Consider the following 16,418-nt stretch of genomic DNA (forward strand, 5'->3'; position numbering starts at 1 on the left):
GCCTGATCTGTGATCTCCCGTGATGCCTGCTGCCCAGAGGAATACCTGATGCCCAATCGCCTTCCCGTTACCGTGCTCTCCGGCTTTCTCGGTGCCGGTAAAAGCACCCTGCTCAATTATGTCCTGCGCAACCGCGAGCATCTGCGGGTGGCGGTGATCGTCAACGATATGAGCGAAATCAACATCGACGGCAGCGAGGTGCAGCGCGATGTCAGCCTGAACCGCGCCGAAGAAAAACTGGTGGAAATGAGTAACGGCTGCATTTGCTGCACCCTGCGTGAGGACTTGCTGGAGGAGGTCAGCAAGCTGGCCCGGGACGGTCGTTTCGATTACCTGCTGATCGAGTCCACCGGGATCTCCGAACCGTTGCCGGTGGCGGAGACGTTCACCTTTCGTGATGAGCAGGGGCAAAGCCTGGCCGACATCGCGCGGCTCGACACCATGGTCACGGTGGTCGACGGGATGAACTTCCTGCTCGATTACCAGGCCGCTGAAAGCCTCGCCTCCCGCGGGCAGACCCTGGGTGAGGACGATGAGCGCTCGATCACCGATCTGCTGATCGAGCAGATCGAGTTCGCCGACGTGCTGCTGATCAGCAAGATCGATCTGATCAGCAGTGCCGAACGCGAGGAGTTGATCGCCATCCTCAAGCGCCTGAATGCCCAGGCGCAGATCATCCCCATGGTCATGGGCGAGGTGCCGTTGCGGCAGATCCTCAATACCGGGCGTTTCGATTTCGCCAAGGCAGCCCAGGCGCCGGGCTGGCTCCAGGAGTTGCGCGGCGAGCACGTGCCGGAAACCACCGAGTACGGCATCGCCTCAATGGCTTACCGGGCCCGTCGGCCATTTCACCCCCAGCGTTTTTTCAGCTTTATCGACCGGCCCTGGGTGAACGGCAGACTGCTGCGCTCCAAGGGTTTTTTCTGGCTGGCCAGCAAGCACCAGGATGCCGGCAGTTGGTCCCAGGCCGGTGGCTTGATGCGCCACGGGTTTGCCGGACGTTGGTGGCGTTTTGTACCGAAAGAGCAATGGCCGGACGATCAGGAAAGCACCGCGGCGATCATGCAAAACTGGCTGCCTGGCACCGGCGATTGTCGCCAGGAGCTGGTGTTCATCGGCCAGAACATCGACTTTGCCCAGCTCACCGCCGAACTGGATGACTGCCTGCTCAGCGCTGACGAAATGGCCATGGGTGTCGAGGGATGGCGCTCGCTGGAGGATCCGTTTGGGCCCTGGTTCGACGAGGAGGCGGCATGAGCCTGGCGCCCGCGCTCCAGACTCGGCCGTTGGTCCGCCAGGCCATTGGTCAAACTCCCGAAGTGTTCACCCGGATTCTCGAGGACGGCACCAACCTGGCGCTGTGGCAGCGTCGGCTACCGTTGCATATCGTGGATTTCGCCACGCTGTTGTTGTCGCTGAACCAGCCGCTGGCCGAATCGCTGGTGGTCGAGTTGGCCAATGACGAGGCGCAACCCGACCTGCGCAGCCTGGCGGCTTGTTGCAGTGATCTAGAGGGCTATGAGGGGTTCATCGCCGATGTGGCGTGGCTGATCAGTGCCTTTGCCTGCCTGCTCGGGGCGCGGCGGATCGGGGTGCGGGTGCGCACCCTGGATAAAGCCATGTGTCCGCGTTTTCACGTCGACCATGTGCCGGTGCGGCTGATCACCACCTACGCTGGGGTCGGCAGCCAGTGGCTGGAGGAGGGCATGATCGATCGCCAGCTCCTGGGCAATCCGCAAGCCGAGCCCGGGCAGTACCAACAGATGCTCGGTGGTGAAGTGGCGTTGCTCAAGGGGGAGAAGTGGCAGGGCAACGAAGGCGCCGGGCTGATCCACCGTTCTCCGGCCCTGGCGGCGGGAGAGCGCCGTCTGATCCTGACACTGGACTGGCTGGCGTGAGTCAGGTGGTGATAGTGAATCGACCGGCCCTCAGGCATATTGCGTTGATCTTCCTGTGATGCCGCTCTGTGCCGTGAAATCGCCAAACCTGTTACAGAACATCCCTACCCATGTGATTGCCGGCCCACTGGGCGCCGGCAAGACCAGCCTGATCCGTCACCTGCTGGCGCAGCGGCCGGCGCACGAGCGTTGGGCGGTGCTGATCAACGAGTTCGGGCAGATCGGCCTCGACGCCGCACTGTTGACCACCGGCGCTGATGGTATTGCGCTGGGGGAGGTGGCCGGTGGCTGCCTGTGCTGCGTGAATGGCGCGCCCTTCCAGATCGGCCTGGGTCGGTTGCTGCGGCGCTCACGTCCCGATCGCCTGTTTATCGAACCTTCGGGTCTCGGCCACCCGGCACAGTTGCTCCGGCAATTGAGCGAGGCTCCCTGGCAAGGGGTGCTGGCGGTCCAGCCGAGCGTGATGGTGCTCGACGCCCAGGCGCTGGCCGCCGGCAAGCCCCTGCCCGCCGCGCAACAACAAGCACTGCCCAGCGCCGGGCTGTTGCTGCTGAACAAGGCCGAGCACCTGGCTGAGGACCAGCGGCAACGGATTCGCGGGTTGTTGCACCAGTGCCCACTGATCTGGACCGAGCAAGGGCGGTTGTCATTGAGTGAGCTGCCAGGCGTGCAAAGCCAGGCCCAAGCGCTTGTGGATAACTTCACCGCAGCCAAGGGCGTGGCGCCCGCGCCATTGATCTGGACGGACCCGGCCTTGCCGATCTGTTTGAGTCAGCAGCAGGAAGGGGGGTGGAGCATCGGCTGGCGCTGGCACGCGAGCCAGGTATTCGATCGCCAGCGCCTTGCCGCTTGGTTGCAGGGCTTGACGTGGCGTCGGGCCAAGCTGGTTATCCACAGCGCCGAAGGCTGGATATCCGCCAATACCCTGGACAACGCGACGCTGGATTGGCGGGCCAGTGAATGGCGCCAGGATTCACGCCTGGAATTGATCTTCGAGGCGCCGCAAGCGGTGGATGAACTGCAACAGGCCCTGGCCGCTTGCCGGGTGACGCGGGCTTGAAGCCTTCTTAAGGCCGCTGCTTGCTGTGATCCTGGCGCCACTGGCTCAGCTCGATCACTTCGGCGCTCGGCATCGCCGGTTTTTCTTCGTAGGGCATCGGGTAGGGCGCCAGTTCGATTTGCGCGCTGTGCGGGCCGAACTGCGTGATGGTGCCGGCATGCCGGGTCTCGCCGGTGACGGTGAACTCAAAATTATAGATCCGGGCCAGACGGCGTCGGCCGTTGGCATCTTTGACGAACGCGATTTTCTTCAGCGCCACGTTGCCGTCGAGCAATTCGATGTCGAGTTTGGCGCAATGGCGCTTGACCCGTTCCAGCGCTCGCTCGCGCAAGCCGTGGTTGTGCCACAGCCATGCTGCGCCGGTCGCCAGCAGCATCAGCACGAAGATATTTCCCAGGGTCAGCATCAAACGCACTCCAACTAATTGGCTCCAGCTTAACTGCGACATTGGCCTGTCGTACAGGCTGCGTTTAGTCGCATACTGCGCGGCTCGAATTTCAATCGTTTTACGGAAATCCCGCATGAAACGTACACCTCATCTGCTCGCCATCCAGTCCCACGTGGTTTTCGGTCATGCTGGCAACAGCGCCGCGGTTTTCCCGATGCAGCGGGTCGGGGTGAACGTCTGGCCGCTGAACACGGTGCAGTTCTCCAACCACACGCAGTACGGCCAGTGGGCCGGCGAGGTGCTGGCGCCCCAGCAGATTCCAGCGCTGGTGGAAGGGATTGCCGCCATCGGCGAGCTGGGCAACTGCGACGCGGTGCTGTCGGGTTACCTGGGCAGCGCGGCACAGGGGCGGGCGATCCTCAGTGGCGTAGCGCGGATCAAGGCGATCAACCCGCAGGCGCTGTACCTCTGCGATCCGGTCATGGGCCATGCCGAGAAGGGGTGCATCGTGCCTGCCGAAGTCAGCGACTTCCTGCTCAATGAAGCGGCGGCCGTGGCTGACTTCATGTGCCCGAACCAACTGGAACTGGACAGCTTCTGCGGGCGCAAGCCGCAGTCGCTGTTCGATTGCCTGGGCATGGCCCGCGCCCTGCTGGCGCGTGGCCCGAAGGCGGTATTGGTCAAGCACCTGGACTATCCCGGCAAACTGGCGGACGGCTTCGAGATGCTGCTGGTGACCGCCGAAGGCAGCTGGCACCTGCGTCGTCCGCTGTTGGCGTTCCCGCGCCAGCCGGTGGGCGTGGGCGACCTGACGTCGGGGCTGTTCCTGGCGCGGGTGCTACTGGGCGACAGCCTGGTGGCAGCGTTCGAGTTTGCCGCAGCGGCGGTGCATGAAGTGCTGCTGGAAACCCAGGCCTGCGCCAGCTACGAGCTGGAGCTGGTCCGGGCCCAGGACCGCATCGCCCATCCGCGGGTGAAGTTCGAAGCCACTGCGATCAGCCTCTGATTGCTCAGACGTCGGCCTTGATTTCCTGGTAGCGCTTTTCCAGTTCCTGGCGGATCTGGCGACGCTGTTTGCCCTGGATGTAGCGGCGGCGGTCTTCGCTGTTCTGCGGTTGCAACGGGGGCACGGCCGCGGGCTTGCGCTGGTCGTCGACCGCCACCATGGTGAAGAAGCAGCTGTTGGTGTGGCGCACCGAGCGCTCGCGGATGTTTTCGGTCACCACCTTGATGCCCACCTCCATCGAGGTATTGCCGGTGTAGTTGACCGACGCCAGGAACGTCACCAGCTCACCGACGTGAATCGGCTCGCGGAAAATCACCTGGTCCACCGACAGGGTCACCACGTAGCGACCGGCATAACGGCTGGCGCACGCGTAGGCCACTTCGTCGAGGTACTTGAGCAGGGTACCGCCGTGGACATTGCCAGAGAAGTTGGCCATGTCGGGGGTCATCAGGACTGTCATCGACAGCTGGGCATTTCCGGGTTCCATAGCACACTCACGGTTCTAGGCAGGGATTCAGGGACGTACCTCTGCGGGCACTTGAACGGTTTTTCAAAGCATCCTTAACGGGACGCCGCGCCGCTCGCGGTCGTCACGCTTGTATCCATCTGTTTCCATATATTGCACCGCGTTTCTGCCGGAAGTCGCGGTGTTACCCTTCAAAAGCCCGTTCGACGGGCTTTTTCTCGCGTCACGCCTACTGCACCCCCATCAAGGAGCCTTCGCCATGCATGCCATCAGTTTCATTCAGGATTTGGCAGTGATCATGCTGGTGGCGGGGGTGGTGACCGTGCTGTTCCATCGCTTCAAGCAGCCCGTGGTCCTGGGGTACATCGTTGCCGGCTTCATCATTGGCCCGCACACCCCGCCGTTCGGCCTGATCCATGACGAACAGACCATCAAGACCCTGGCCGAGCTGGGGGTGATTTTCCTGATGTTCTGCCTCGGCCTCGAGTTCAGCCTGCGCAAGCTGTTCAAGGTCGGCGCGACGGCGTTTATCGCGGCGTTCCTGGAAATCGTGCTGATGATCTGGATCGGCTACGAAATCGGCCGCTGGTTCGACTGGAACACCATGGATTCGCTGTTTCTCGGGGCGATCCTGGCGATCTCCTCGACCACCATCATCGTCAAGGCGCTCAACGACCTGAAGATGAAGAACGAGCGTTTTGCCCAACTGATTTTTGGCGTGCTGATCGTCGAGGACATCCTCGGGATCGGCATCATTGCCTTGCTGTCGAGCATCGCGGTGAGCGGTACCGTGAGTTCGGGCGAGGTGTTTTCCACCGTCGGCAAACTCTCGCTGTTCATGATCGTCGCGCTGGTCATCGGCATTCTGCTGGTGCCGCGGCTGCTGGCCTATGTGGCGAAGTTCGAAAGCAATGAAATGCTGCTGATCACCGTGCTGGGCCTGTGTTTCGGCTTTTGCCTGCTGGTGGTCAAGCTGGAGTACAGCATGGTGCTGGGGGCGTTCCTGATTGGCGCGATCATGGCTGAGTCCCGGCAACTGCTGAAAATCGAGCGCCTGATCGAACCCGTTCGCGACCTGTTCAGCGCGATCTTTTTTGTCGCCATTGGCCTGATGCTCGATCCGATGATCCTGTTGCAGTACGCCTGGCCGATTGCGGTAATCACCGTCGCCGTGGTGCTGGGCAAGATGCTGTCTTGCGGCCTTGGGGCTTTTATCGCCGGCAACGACGGGCGCACTTCGCTGCGAGTCGGCATGGGCCTGTCACAGATTGGCGAGTTCTCCTTCATCATCGCGGCGCTGGGCATGACCTTGCAGGTCACCAGCAATTTCCTCTACCCGGTGGCGGTGGCCGTCTCGGTGATCACCACGCTGCTGACGCCGTACCTGATCCGCGCGGCTGACCCACTGTCGATCAAGCTCGCCGCGGTCATACCGACGCGCCTGGGCCGGGTGCTGGGCATGTATGGCGAATGGTTGCGCAGTATCCAGCCGCAGGGTGAGGGCGCGCTGCTGGCTTCGATGATCCGGCGGATTCTGATGCAGGTGGGGGTGAACCTGGCACTGGTGGTGGCGATCTTCCTGTCGGGCGGTTTTTTCGCCGAGCGCATGTCGGCTTATCTGCAGGACTGGATCAGTGATCCGAGCTGGCAGAAAGCCCTGATCTGGGGTGGGGCGCTGCTGGTATCGCTGCCTTTCCTGATTGCCGCCTATCGCAAGATCAAGGCGCTCTCGATGCTGCTGGCGGAAATGGGGGTGAAGCCGGAGATGGCTGGCCGCCACACACAACGGGTGCGCCGAGTGATCGCCGAGGTGATTCCGGTTCTCGCGCTGCTGGTGATTTTCCTGCTGCTGGCAGCCTTGTCGGCCAGTATTTTACCGACCAACAAGTTGCTGGCGTTGATTGCCGTGGTCACCGCCGCGGTGGCGGCGCTCCTCTGGCGCTGGTTCATCCGTGTGCATACGCGGATGCAGGTGGCCCTGCTGGAAACCCTGGACAACCACAAGGAATCGTCCGGCCATTGAAGCGTAGATCCTTGGCCCGTAGCAGCTGCCGAGCCTGCGTTCGGCGGCGTAGCCGTCGCCTGTTCGAAAGCCCTGGTGCACCGCCGCAGGCTTCGCCAGCCGCTACAGAATCGGTCATAGGCCTCGTCAGCGGCTACAAAAACCGCAGGCAGGGGCAGCCTTAGCTTTCCAGCCAGACGTCCCGCGCCCAGTGCCATACCGATTCCCAGGTTTCTTCGGCAATCAGCTCGTCTTCGGCTTGCCACAGCACCACGGTGCCGTCCTCTTCGACGCAGTAGTAGTCGTCACCATCCTGGCAGATAGGGATCAGGCTACGGTCCACACCTGCGTCCCAGGCGTTGGCGGCAACGTCCGGCAGGTAGGTGTGGGATTGTGGGTCCGTGACAGTCACAGGTTCCAGGCTGCCGTAGACCACGTCGCTGACGTTCAGCAGGAACTCCCTGAAGACAAACGGGATGTCGATGAACAGTTGTTCTTCGATTTCCACCAGTTGGTCTTCGTCAGGCAGCTCCAAGGGCACCGGTACCGGTTCGTTGGCTTCTCGCAGTTGTTCGATGATTTCTTCCACGTCCGGGATCCTCTTGCTCAATGGCGCGGTTTGGTTGGGGCGGTTTATACAGTAGCTTGCTATAGATGCAACCGCGAAATAGAAAACCCCAGCCGAGGCTGGGGTTTTTATTACTGCATGCGAACCGCGCGAGGTATTAGCCGTTCTGGCGGATACCGGCGACCAGCCAAGGCTGGTTGTCGCCTTGCGGACGTTCCATGTTCCAGCTTTCGCTGAACACTTCGCCCTGGTCGAAACGCGAGGTTTTCGACACGCCGCTGAAGGTCAGGGTGGCGATAGTCTTGTCTGCACGATCATCCACGCCGTCCAGTTGCACGGTGAGGTTGTCGATGTAGGTCGACTGGAAGCCTTCGCCCAGCTCAGCACGTTCGCGCTTGAGGAACTCCAGCAGTTGCGGGGTCACGAACTCGGCGATCTTGTCCATTTCGTTGGCGTCCCAGTGCTGCTGCAGGGACTGGAAGTGGTTGCGCGCCGCTTCAATGAAGCGCTCTTCGTTGAACCAGGCCGGAGCGTTGATCACCGGACGAGCGGCAGCCGGAGCGGCCGAACCACCGAAGATCGAACCCATGGCAGGTTTGTTCTCGAACACTTCACGCTGCATTGGCGCGTGACCGGCCGGGGCCAGTTGCTCCTGCTGCTTGCGGCGACGAGCGGCGATGAAGCGGAAGATCACGAAAGCGATGACCGCCATGATCAGCATGTCGAAGATCTGCATGCCCTGGAAGCCGTCGCCCATGAACATGGAGGCCAGCAGGCCGCCAGCGGCGATACCGGCCAGCGGGCCGAGCCAGCGCGAAGCACCGCCGGCCTTGGCCGCAGCGCCAGCGGCACCGGCAGCACCAGCGGTCGCCGCAGCGCCGCCCATGCCAGGAGAAGAAGGAGCCATTTGGCTGGTCTGGTGAGTCGGCGCAGCGCCGGAGCTCTTGCCGCCACCAAAGCGCTTGGCGTTGGCGTCCAGGCTCATCGTCAGGCCGATGCACAACGCCATGGCGATGCTAAGAAAACGTTTCATAAAGGGAATTCCCATTTGTGGATGGCACGCGCGCCATGTTGCACAGGTGAAGTGTTGCTGGCTAGCGGCAGAGTGTTTCGGGCTTTTGCCTGACAGGCTGGGTTCAGCTCAGCCGGCCTGTGTAGGCCTATGTACTTTTGTCTGTGGGATGGGCCGACAAGTTCAGAAGGAGCGTTGCTGAACCTCGCAACGCCATAACCGATGGAATTTGCCCGTGAGCGACCCGTCTACCTCTCTGATAGACAGCCGGGTGGCTGCCCATCAGGGAGTGTTTGTCAGATCGCTTCCAGCTTGGCGTAGCCGAGCATCAGCCACTTGCTGCCTTCGCTGAAGTTCACCTGCACTCGGGCCTGGGCCCCGGCGCCTTCGAAGTTGAGGATCACCCCTTCGCCGAATACCGCGTGCTGCACTTGCTGGCCCAGGCTGAACGCAGTTTCCGGAATTTCCGTGCCGGCGAACATGCTGCTCGAACTCTGCTTCTGGCCACCGCCGAACGGCCGGCTGACGCTATTGGACAGCCGCACTTCCTGGATCAGGCCCTTAGGCACTTCGCGTACGAAACGCGAGACCTTGTTGTAGGTCTCGCTGCCATACAGGCGTCGGGTTTCAGCATAAGTCATCACCAGGTTCTGCATGGCGCGGGTAATGCCGACGTACGCCAGGCGCCGCTCCTCTTCAAGGCGGCCGGGCTCTTCCAGGCTCATCTTGTGCGGGAACAGACCCTCTTCCATGCCCACCAGGAACACGTAGGGGAACTCCAGGCCCTTGGCGCTGTGCAGGGTCATCAACTGAATGCTGTCTTCGTGCTCGTCGGCCTGGGTATCGCCAGCCTCCAGGGAGGCATGGCCGAGGAAAGCGGCCAGTGGTGTCAGCTCTTCGTCTTCTTCGCTGTTTTCGAAGTTGCGCGCGGCGCTGACCAGTTCCTCAAGGTTTTCGACCCGGGCCTGGCCTTTCTCGCCTTTTTCCGCTTCGTGGTAGGCAATCAGCCCCGACTGCTCGATGACTGTCTGGGTCATCAAGTGCAGCGGCATCTCGGCGGTTTTCGCCGCCAGGTTCTCGATCAGCTCGATGAACGCGCCGAGGGCGCCGGCAGCGCGACCGGTCAGGCCTTTATTGGCGATCAGCAGGCGCATCGCTTCCCACATCGACACGTCGCTGTGGCGGGCGTGGTCGCGGATCGCTTCGACGGTTTTCTCGCCAATGCCACGGGCAGGAACGTTGATCACCCGCTCCAGGGCCGCGTCGTTGCCGCGCCCTTCAAGCAAACGCAGGTAAGCCATGGCGTTCTTGATTTCAGCACGTTCGAAGAAGCGCTGGCCGCCATAGATGCGGTACGGGATGCGTTCGCGCAGCAGGGCTTCTTCCAGAACCCGCGATTGGGCGTTGGAGCGGTACAAAATCGCGATATCGCTGCGCGCCAAGCCGGTTTTCAGCGCGCTTTCGATGGTTTCGACCACGTAGCGGGCTTCATCGTGTTCATTGAACGCGGCGTAGAGATTGATCGCTTCGCCTTCGCCGCCATCGGTCCACAGCTCTTTGCCCATGCGCCCGGTATTGTTGGCGATCAGGGCGTTCGCCGCCTTGAGGATACCGGCGGTGGAGCGATAGTTCTGTTCCAGGCGAATGGTCTCGGCATCCGGGAAATCGTCGGAGTACTGATAGATGTTCTCGATTTTCGCCCCACGCCAGCCGTAGATCGACTGGTCGTCGTCACCCACCACCATCAGGCTGTCGCCGCCCTTGGCCAGCAGGCGCAACCAGGCGTACTGCACGGCGTTGGTGTCCTGGAACTCGTCCACCAGGATATGGCGGAAGCGTTTTTGGTAGTGCGCCAGCAACCCCGGGTGGTCGCGCCACAGATCGAGGGCGCGCAGCAGCAACTCGGAGAAGTCGATGACACCGGCGCGCAGGCACGCGGCCTCGTAGGCCTCATAGATGCTGCGCATGGTGCCCAGGAACAGGTCGCCGCTGGCTTGAATGTGTTGTGGACGCAGGCCTTCGTCTTTCTGGCCATTGATGAACCACTGGGCCTGGCGGGCCGGCCAGCGTTGTTCGTCGAGGCCCAGTTCACGGATCACCCGCTTGACCAGCCGCTGCTGGTCGTCGCTGTCGAGGATCTGGAACGTCTGGCTCAGGCCGGCTTCCTGCCAGTGCGCCCGCAACAGGCGGTGTGCCAGGCCGTGGAAGGTGCCGACCCACATGCCGGCCGGGTTGATACCCATCAACTGCTCGATGCGATGGCGCATCTCGGCAGCAGCCTTGTTGGTGAAGGTCACCGACAGGATTGAGTGAGGCGAGGCGTTTTCGACCTGGATCAACCAGGCGATACGGTGCACCAGCACACGGGTTTTACCGGAGCCAGCACCGGCCAGGACCAACTGACGACCCACGGAGGCGGCTACGGCCTGGCGTTGGGCATCGTTGAGTGAGTTCAGCAAAAGGGAGAGGTCATCGCGCATCGGGGCATTCTAGGGTGCCGCGTCAAACCGGGCAAACCGAGCTTTGCATTAATCGATGAAAGCGTTGCCCCGGGCGACCGCCCAGTCACGCAGCAGCAGCCCTTACAGGCCGTGGCTCTGCGGTTTTGCGCGGTTTTGCCAGTGAGTCGCTTTCGTCGGCTTTATCCCTTTCGCCAGTTTGGTCGGGGTGATTGCTTGTGTATGCTCCGTCGACGTTTTGGGCACGTATGCCCCTTCTATAAGAACAAGAATATCGCCTATGACCTTCAGCTCCAGCCTGGCAGGCTCCCTCGCGGAGCCCCAGGTTATCCGCAAGCAATACGCCATGGAGATGGCGGTGGAGCGCACGCGCCTGCTCTACCAGGGTTCACTGCTGCCCACCTTGCTGATGTTGCTCAATGGCCTGGTCTGCGCCGGCCTGCTCTGGAACCCGCAGCGTTATGTGCAGGTCAGTGCCTGGCTGGTCTGGTTGCTGTTGCTGGTGGCATTGCGGGTGATCCAGGTGGCGGCCTTCGATTCGGCCATGCCCAGCCGCCAGGCGCAGCCGATCTGGCGCCGCAGGTTCCTGCTGGGCTCGGCCCTCAGTGGCCTGACCCTGGCCGCAGCCGGTATCGCCCTGGTACCCACCGACAGTTTTCTGCAGCAAGCCTGGGTGTTTGGCCTGATCGGGGCCGCCACCCTGAGTGCCAGTGTCGCCTACGCCGTCAGCCTGCCGGCCTTCCTGTCCTTTACGTTGCCGTGCCTGCTGCCGGCCATCGGCTATCTGTTCTGGGACGGCGATCAACAGCAGCAAGGCTGGGGCTGGCTCGGCCTGATTTTGCTGGGTTCCTTGAGTGTGGTGGCATGGCAGGTCAACCGGCTGATCGGGCGAGGCATGCTGCGCCGCTTCCAGAATCAGGCCCTGATCGAGCATTTGCGGCAGGCGCAAAGCGGGAGTGACCAGCTCAACCAGGAACTGGCGCGGGAAATCGACCAGCGCCGCCAGGCCGAAGCCGAGTTGCGTGCCGCGCAAGTCGGCCTGCAGAGCCGGGTGGCGCAACGCAGCCTCGAACTGGACGCCGCCAACCAGGCCCTGAGCAAAAGCGAAGCGCGCCTGGCGCTGGCGTTGAAAGCCAGCGAACTGGGCTTGTGGGACTGGAATCTGCAAACCGACGAAGTGCACCACACCCGGCTCAAGGAATTGTTCGGCATCGAGCCCGAGTTCATCACCGAGATGCTCAGCCACCTCAAGCCGCGCCTGCACCCCAAGGACTTGCCGCCACTGCGGCGGGCGCTGGTGGCGCATTTGAAGGGGCGCAGCGAGGATTACCAGATCGAGTACCGCGTGCGTCACGGTGACGGGCACTGGGTGTGGATCGAAGACCGCGGCCGGGCGGTGGAGCGTGGCCCTGACGGTCGGGTGCTGCGCATGGTGGGCACGCGGCGCGATATCAGCGCCAGCAAAGGTCTGGAGGAGCAGCGTCAGTTGGCGGCCACGGTGTTTGAGGCCGCCAGCGAAGGCATCGTGATTTTCGACCCCAATTACGCGTTGATCGCGGTCAATCAGGCTTTTAGCCGGGTAACGGGCTATCAGATCGAGGATCTGCTGGGGCGCAATGTGATCGAGCTACCTTGCAGCCGTGACGCCCGCCGCCACTACCCAGCGATTCATCAGGCGCTGGAGCAAAACGGCAGTTGGCAGGGCGAACTGGTGGAGGCGCGCAAGAACGGCGAGCTCTACCCGCAATGGCTGCAACTGAACGTGGTGCGCGATTCTCGGGGAATCGTGAGCCATATAGTGGGCTTCTTCGCCGATCTCTCCGCTCGACGTGAATCCGAAGAGCGCATGCGCTACCTGACCCACTACGACGAACTCACCGGCCTGGCCAATCGTGCGCTGTTCCGTGAGCGTCTGCAGGACGCCCATCAACGGGTGCGCCAGGGCGGTCGCAGCCTGGCGCTGCTGCACATCAACCTGGATCGCTTCAAACTGTTGAACGACAGCCTGGGCCATGATGTGGCCGACCAGTTGTTGCAGAAAATGGCCCGGCGCCTGGTCAATGCGCTGCCGGAAGCGGACACCATCGCCCGTTTGTCCGGTGATGAATTCGCCGTGCTGTTCGATGCCTATGGCAGCCTGTCGAGCCTGGCGCGGGTCGCCACCCGGTTGGCGGCCAAACTGCGGGTGCCGCTGAGCATCGATGGGCATGAGCTGGTGGTCAGTGCCTCGATGGGCATCAGCATGTTGCCGGACAACGCGCGGGAAATTTCCGCGCTGGTCAGCCAATCGAACATGGCCATGCAGCACGCCAAGCACCTGGGCGGCAATAATTTCCAGTTCTACACCGATAGCCTGCAGGCCAGCACCCTTGAGCGCCTGCACCTGGAAAACCAGCTGCGCAAGGCCATCGAAGAGCGACAGCTGAAAGTCTATTACCAGCCCAAGCAGTGCCTGGCCAGCGGTCGCCTGAACGCGGCCGAAGCGCTGGTGCGCTGGGACCATCCAACCATGGGGCGGGTGCCGCCGGCTGAGTTCATCGGCCTGGCTGAGGAAACCGGGCTGATCGGCCCGATTGGTGAGTTCGTGCTGCGCCAGGCCTGCTGGCAGGCGTGCGAGTGGCAGCGGCAGAGGCTCGAGCCGATCCGGGTTTCGGTGAATTTGTCGGTGCACCAACTGCGCCAGGGCAAGCTGGTCAGCCTGGTGCGCCAGGTCCTCGAGGAAACCGGCCTGGCGCCGCACTACCTGGAACTGGAGCTGACCGAAAGTCAGTTGCTCGATAGCGTCGAGCACATCATCGCCACCTTCGAGCAACTGCGTGGCCTGGGGGTAAAGCTGGCCATCGACGACTTTGGCACCGGCTATTCTTCGTTGAGCTACCTCAAGCGCATTCCGGTGGACTACGTGAAGATCGACCAGGCGTTTATCCGCGGCCTGGGCGAGGGCGGTGCCGATGCGGCAATCACCCGGGCAATCATCGCCATGGCCCATGGCCTGTCGCTCAAGGTGGTGGCCGAAGGGGTGGAGCGGCCGGAGCAACTGGCGTTTCTCAAGGCTGAGCACTGCGATGAGGTGCAGGGGTATCTGATCAGTCGGCCGGTGGAGGCGCAGGATTTAGCTGACTTGTTGCGAGCCGGCCAATGAATTCTGGATCCGCTGCCGGAACCGCCCCAAGCTGCTACATGAGGTCTGCCCAGCCAAAACAGGGAGATCGAGTTACGGATTGAGCAGGCAAAAAACGGATTCTTGTAGTATAACTACAAGCTTGCTACATCCCCGGCGCCTGCCCATAACAATGAGTCCTGCCCTTTGAACCTGTTGCAACATATCGCCCAGTCTCGTCACCTGTTACGCAAATCGGAACTCAAGGTTGCCGACCACGTGCTGCTTGACCCCGCGGCAGTGATGCACAGTTCCATGGCCGATCTTGCCCACAGCGTGGGCATCAGCGAGCCGACCATCGTGCGCTTCTGTCGCGCTATCGGTTGCTCCGGTTTCCAGGACCTGAAGTTGAAGCTGGCGCAAAGCCTGGCTGCCGGTGCAAGCTTCGGCCAGTTCGCAATCCACGAAGACGATTCGGTTGCGGACTACAGCCTGAAAATTTTCGACACCACCCTGCACACCCTGATGGAAGTTCGCGAGAAGCTCGATCCGATCGAACTGCAGCGGGCTGTGACGCTCATGTCCCAGGCCCAGCGTGTCGAGTTCTATGGTTTTGGTGCGTCTGGCGCGGTGGCGGCGGATGCCCAGCATAAATTCTTCCGCTTGCTGCTGACGGCTGCAGCCTATTCCGACCCGCACATGCAGGCGATGTCGGCGGTGACGCTCAAGCCCAGCGATGTGGCGATCTGTATTTCCCAGTCGGGGCGTTCCAAGGACCTGCTGATCACCGCCAACCTGGTGCGTGAAAGCGGCGCTTCGCTGATCACCCTCTGCCCGAGCCAGACGCCGCTGGCGGAGCTGTCGACGGTCAACCTGGCGATCGATGTGCACGAGGACACCGAAATCTACACCCCACTGACCTCGCGTATCGCCCACCTGGTGGTGATCGACGTGCTGGCCATGGGCGTGGCCATGGCGCGTGGCCCGAGCCTGGTCAATCACCTCAAGAGCGTCAAGCGCAGCCTGCGCAGCTTGCGCTTGTCGCCCAAGTCGGTGAAAGCGCTGGACGATTGAGGTCCCGCAAGGGCAAAAGATCGCAGCTTTCGGCAAGGTTCATCGCTTTGTAACCCGCGCGCCGCCAAACCGTCATCCCCGCGGCCTATCGTGAAACTCCCGTACTCGCCTTGGGAGACTCGAAATGGCCCAGCCCTACGAAGAACGCAACAGCGCTGTCAAAACCCGTCGTCAGCAGGAAGATCAACGCCGTATGGCATTCCGCCGCGCAATTGAAGATCGCTGTGAGCGCCGGCAGCTTCTCGCCGAGATTGGCGATTTTTCCGACAGCCTTGAACTCAATTACTGGCAAGCGACCCCGGCAGTTTCGCGTCGAAGCGCTCAACCAGCGCGCTGATCTGCACCCGTTCACTGCGGATAAAACCCAGGAACGCATGCGCGACCGGTGACAGGCGCTTGGCTTTGGCCTGCACCAGGCACCAGCTGCGATACAACGGCAGCTCTTCGACCGGCAGCTCCTTGAGCCCGCCGGTCGCCAACTCCAGGTTCAGGGCGTGGCGCGTCAACAGCGCCACGCCCAGACCCGCCACCACACATTCGCGCTGGGCCTCGGCCGACGAGACCTCCTGGGTCTGGTTGAAGTGCACGCGCTTCTCCTTGAAATACTCTTCACAGGCCAGGCGTGTCCCGGAGCCAGGCTCGCGCAACAACAAGGTGTAAGGCTCAAGGTCCTGCAAGCGCAGGGGGCCCATGTGGCACAGCGGGTGGTCGGGCGGGGCCACGGCGACGATCGGGTTGTTGAGAAAGGGCAGGAACTCCAGGCCCATGTCCTGCGGCACCATGGACATGATCACCAGGTCGTCGCGGTTATCCGACAGGCGTCGGATCACTTGCCCGCGGTTGACGACTGTCAGTTGCAGGTTGACCTCCGGGTGCTGGCGCTTGAAGGCAGCGAACAGGTGAGGGACGAAGTATTTGGCGCTGGATTCCACCGCCAGTTTCAGCTGTCCTTGCAGCGAGCCCTGCATGTCGGACAGCTGCATATCGAGGTTTTCCAGGCGGCCAAAAATATCCCGACTGGCGTGCTGTAACGCTTCAGCTGCTTCGGTCATGTAGAGCTTTTTGCCGACATAATCGAACAAAGGCTGCCCAACCAGCTCTTCAAGCTGACGAATTTGTAGGCTAACTGCCGGTTGCGTGAGTGACATTTCCTCAGCTGCGCGGCTGTAGGAACGTAAATCGCAGACTTCGTTGAAGATCTGCAATTGACGTAATGTCATACGCATCAATGACTTACGCATTATGTAGGTGCTCTTGTGGCGGGCCTGTCGCTCAACTATAAGTCTTTGCTTATGGCTAACCCAATAATTATTGATTTTTGTTAATCCCTTGCGCGGGATAGTGTGGCTCTGCGACTGGCTTGAAACATTTAGTCACTCGCCGAC

Annotated in this window: 14 protein-coding genes; 8 read left to right on the forward strand and 6 right to left on the reverse strand. The window is 61.9% G+C overall.

Features of this window, described 5'->3' with window-relative positions; translation table 11 throughout:
* The first annotated feature begins 48 nt into the window (after positions 1 to 48).
* From zigA to Q1W70_RS10555, 3 genes are all read left to right on the forward strand, one after another.
* Positions 49 to 1,257, forward strand: coding sequence for a zinc metallochaperone GTPase ZigA (zigA, locus tag Q1W70_RS10545; protein WP_166588815.1), 1,209 nt, complete (start codon positions 49 to 51; stop codon positions 1,255 to 1,257).
* Positions 1,254 to 1,898, forward strand: a complete 645-nt coding sequence (locus Q1W70_RS10550; RefSeq protein ID WP_166588814.1) for a DUF1826 domain-containing protein — start codon at positions 1,254 to 1,256, stop codon at positions 1,896 to 1,898. The genes zigA and Q1W70_RS10550 overlap by 4 nt, the downstream gene beginning before the upstream one ends.
* Positions 1,899 to 1,986: 88 nt before the next feature.
* Positions 1,987 to 2,958, forward strand: a complete 972-nt coding sequence (locus Q1W70_RS10555) for a CobW family GTP-binding protein (RefSeq protein ID WP_182344630.1) — start codon at positions 1,987 to 1,989, stop codon at positions 2,956 to 2,958.
* A 7-nt stretch (positions 2,959 to 2,965) separates the two neighbouring features.
* Here Q1W70_RS10555 and Q1W70_RS10560 read toward each other — a convergent pair whose 3' ends face one another.
* Complete coding sequence (locus Q1W70_RS10560; protein WP_166588813.1) at positions 2,966 to 3,364, reverse strand: DUF3301 domain-containing protein; 399 nt, start codon at positions 3,362 to 3,364, stop codon at positions 2,966 to 2,968.
* 115 nt (positions 3,365 to 3,479) lie between these two features.
* Between Q1W70_RS10560 and pdxY the strand changes: the two genes are divergently transcribed.
* On the forward strand, positions 3,480 to 4,352 hold the full coding sequence (gene pdxY, locus Q1W70_RS10565; protein ID WP_166588812.1) for a pyridoxal kinase PdxY: 873 nt from the start codon (positions 3,480 to 3,482) through the stop codon (positions 4,350 to 4,352).
* A gap of 4 nt (positions 4,353 to 4,356) precedes the next feature.
* Here the strand turns inward: pdxY and Q1W70_RS10570 are convergent, their stop codons facing one another.
* On the reverse strand, positions 4,357 to 4,839 hold the full coding sequence (locus Q1W70_RS10570; RefSeq protein ID WP_166588811.1) for an acyl-CoA thioesterase: 483 nt from the start codon (positions 4,837 to 4,839) through the stop codon (positions 4,357 to 4,359).
* A 238-nt stretch (positions 4,840 to 5,077) separates the two neighbouring features.
* Here Q1W70_RS10570 and Q1W70_RS10575 point away from each other — a divergent pair, with 238 nt between their 5' ends.
* Positions 5,078 to 6,841, forward strand: coding sequence for a cation:proton antiporter (locus Q1W70_RS10575; RefSeq protein WP_166588810.1), 1,764 nt, complete (start codon positions 5,078 to 5,080; stop codon positions 6,839 to 6,841).
* Between the two features lie 160 nt (positions 6,842 to 7,001).
* Here the strand turns inward: Q1W70_RS10575 and Q1W70_RS10580 are convergent, their stop codons facing one another.
* From Q1W70_RS10580 to uvrD, 3 genes are all read right to left on the reverse strand, one after another.
* On the reverse strand, positions 7,002 to 7,409 hold the full coding sequence (locus Q1W70_RS10580) for an SMI1/KNR4 family protein (RefSeq protein ID WP_166588809.1): 408 nt from the start codon (positions 7,407 to 7,409) through the stop codon (positions 7,002 to 7,004).
* 136 nt (positions 7,410 to 7,545) lie between these two features.
* Positions 7,546 to 8,421, reverse strand: coding sequence for a Tim44 domain-containing protein (locus Q1W70_RS10585; protein WP_166588808.1), 876 nt, complete (start codon positions 8,419 to 8,421; stop codon positions 7,546 to 7,548).
* A gap of 275 nt (positions 8,422 to 8,696) precedes the next feature.
* The gene (uvrD, locus tag Q1W70_RS10590) at positions 8,697 to 10,880 is read right to left on the reverse strand and encodes a DNA helicase II (RefSeq protein ID WP_166588807.1); all 2,184 of its coding nucleotides are present in this window, start codon (positions 10,878 to 10,880) and stop codon (positions 8,697 to 8,699) included.
* 259 nt (positions 10,881 to 11,139) lie between these two features.
* Here uvrD and Q1W70_RS10595 point away from each other — a divergent pair, with 259 nt between their 5' ends.
* From Q1W70_RS10595 to Q1W70_RS10605, 3 genes are all read left to right on the forward strand, one after another.
* Entirely contained in the window at positions 11,140 to 14,001 is a 2,862-nt protein-coding gene (locus Q1W70_RS10595) for a GGDEF domain-containing phosphodiesterase (RefSeq protein WP_166588806.1), read from the forward strand.
* Between the two features lie 165 nt (positions 14,002 to 14,166).
* Positions 14,167 to 15,033, forward strand: coding sequence for a transcriptional regulator HexR (gene hexR / locus Q1W70_RS10600; RefSeq protein WP_095164987.1), 867 nt, complete (start codon positions 14,167 to 14,169; stop codon positions 15,031 to 15,033).
* A gap of 124 nt (positions 15,034 to 15,157) precedes the next feature.
* Positions 15,158 to 15,370: a PA3496 family putative envelope integrity protein gene (locus Q1W70_RS10605; protein ID WP_166588805.1), complete on the forward strand. Its 213-nt coding sequence runs from the start codon at positions 15,158 to 15,160 to the stop codon at positions 15,368 to 15,370.
* Here Q1W70_RS10605 and Q1W70_RS10610 read toward each other — a convergent pair.
* Complete coding sequence (locus Q1W70_RS10610; protein ID WP_182342891.1) at positions 15,312 to 16,274, reverse strand: LysR family transcriptional regulator; 963 nt, start codon at positions 16,272 to 16,274, stop codon at positions 15,312 to 15,314. The genes Q1W70_RS10605 and Q1W70_RS10610 overlap by 59 nt on opposite strands.
* Positions 16,275 to 16,418 lie beyond the last annotated feature (144 nt).

The sequence above is a fragment of the Pseudomonas kielensis genome (genome assembly GCF_030505375.1).
Lineage (GTDB): Bacteria > Pseudomonadota > Gammaproteobacteria > Pseudomonadales > Pseudomonadaceae > Aquipseudomonas > Aquipseudomonas kielensis.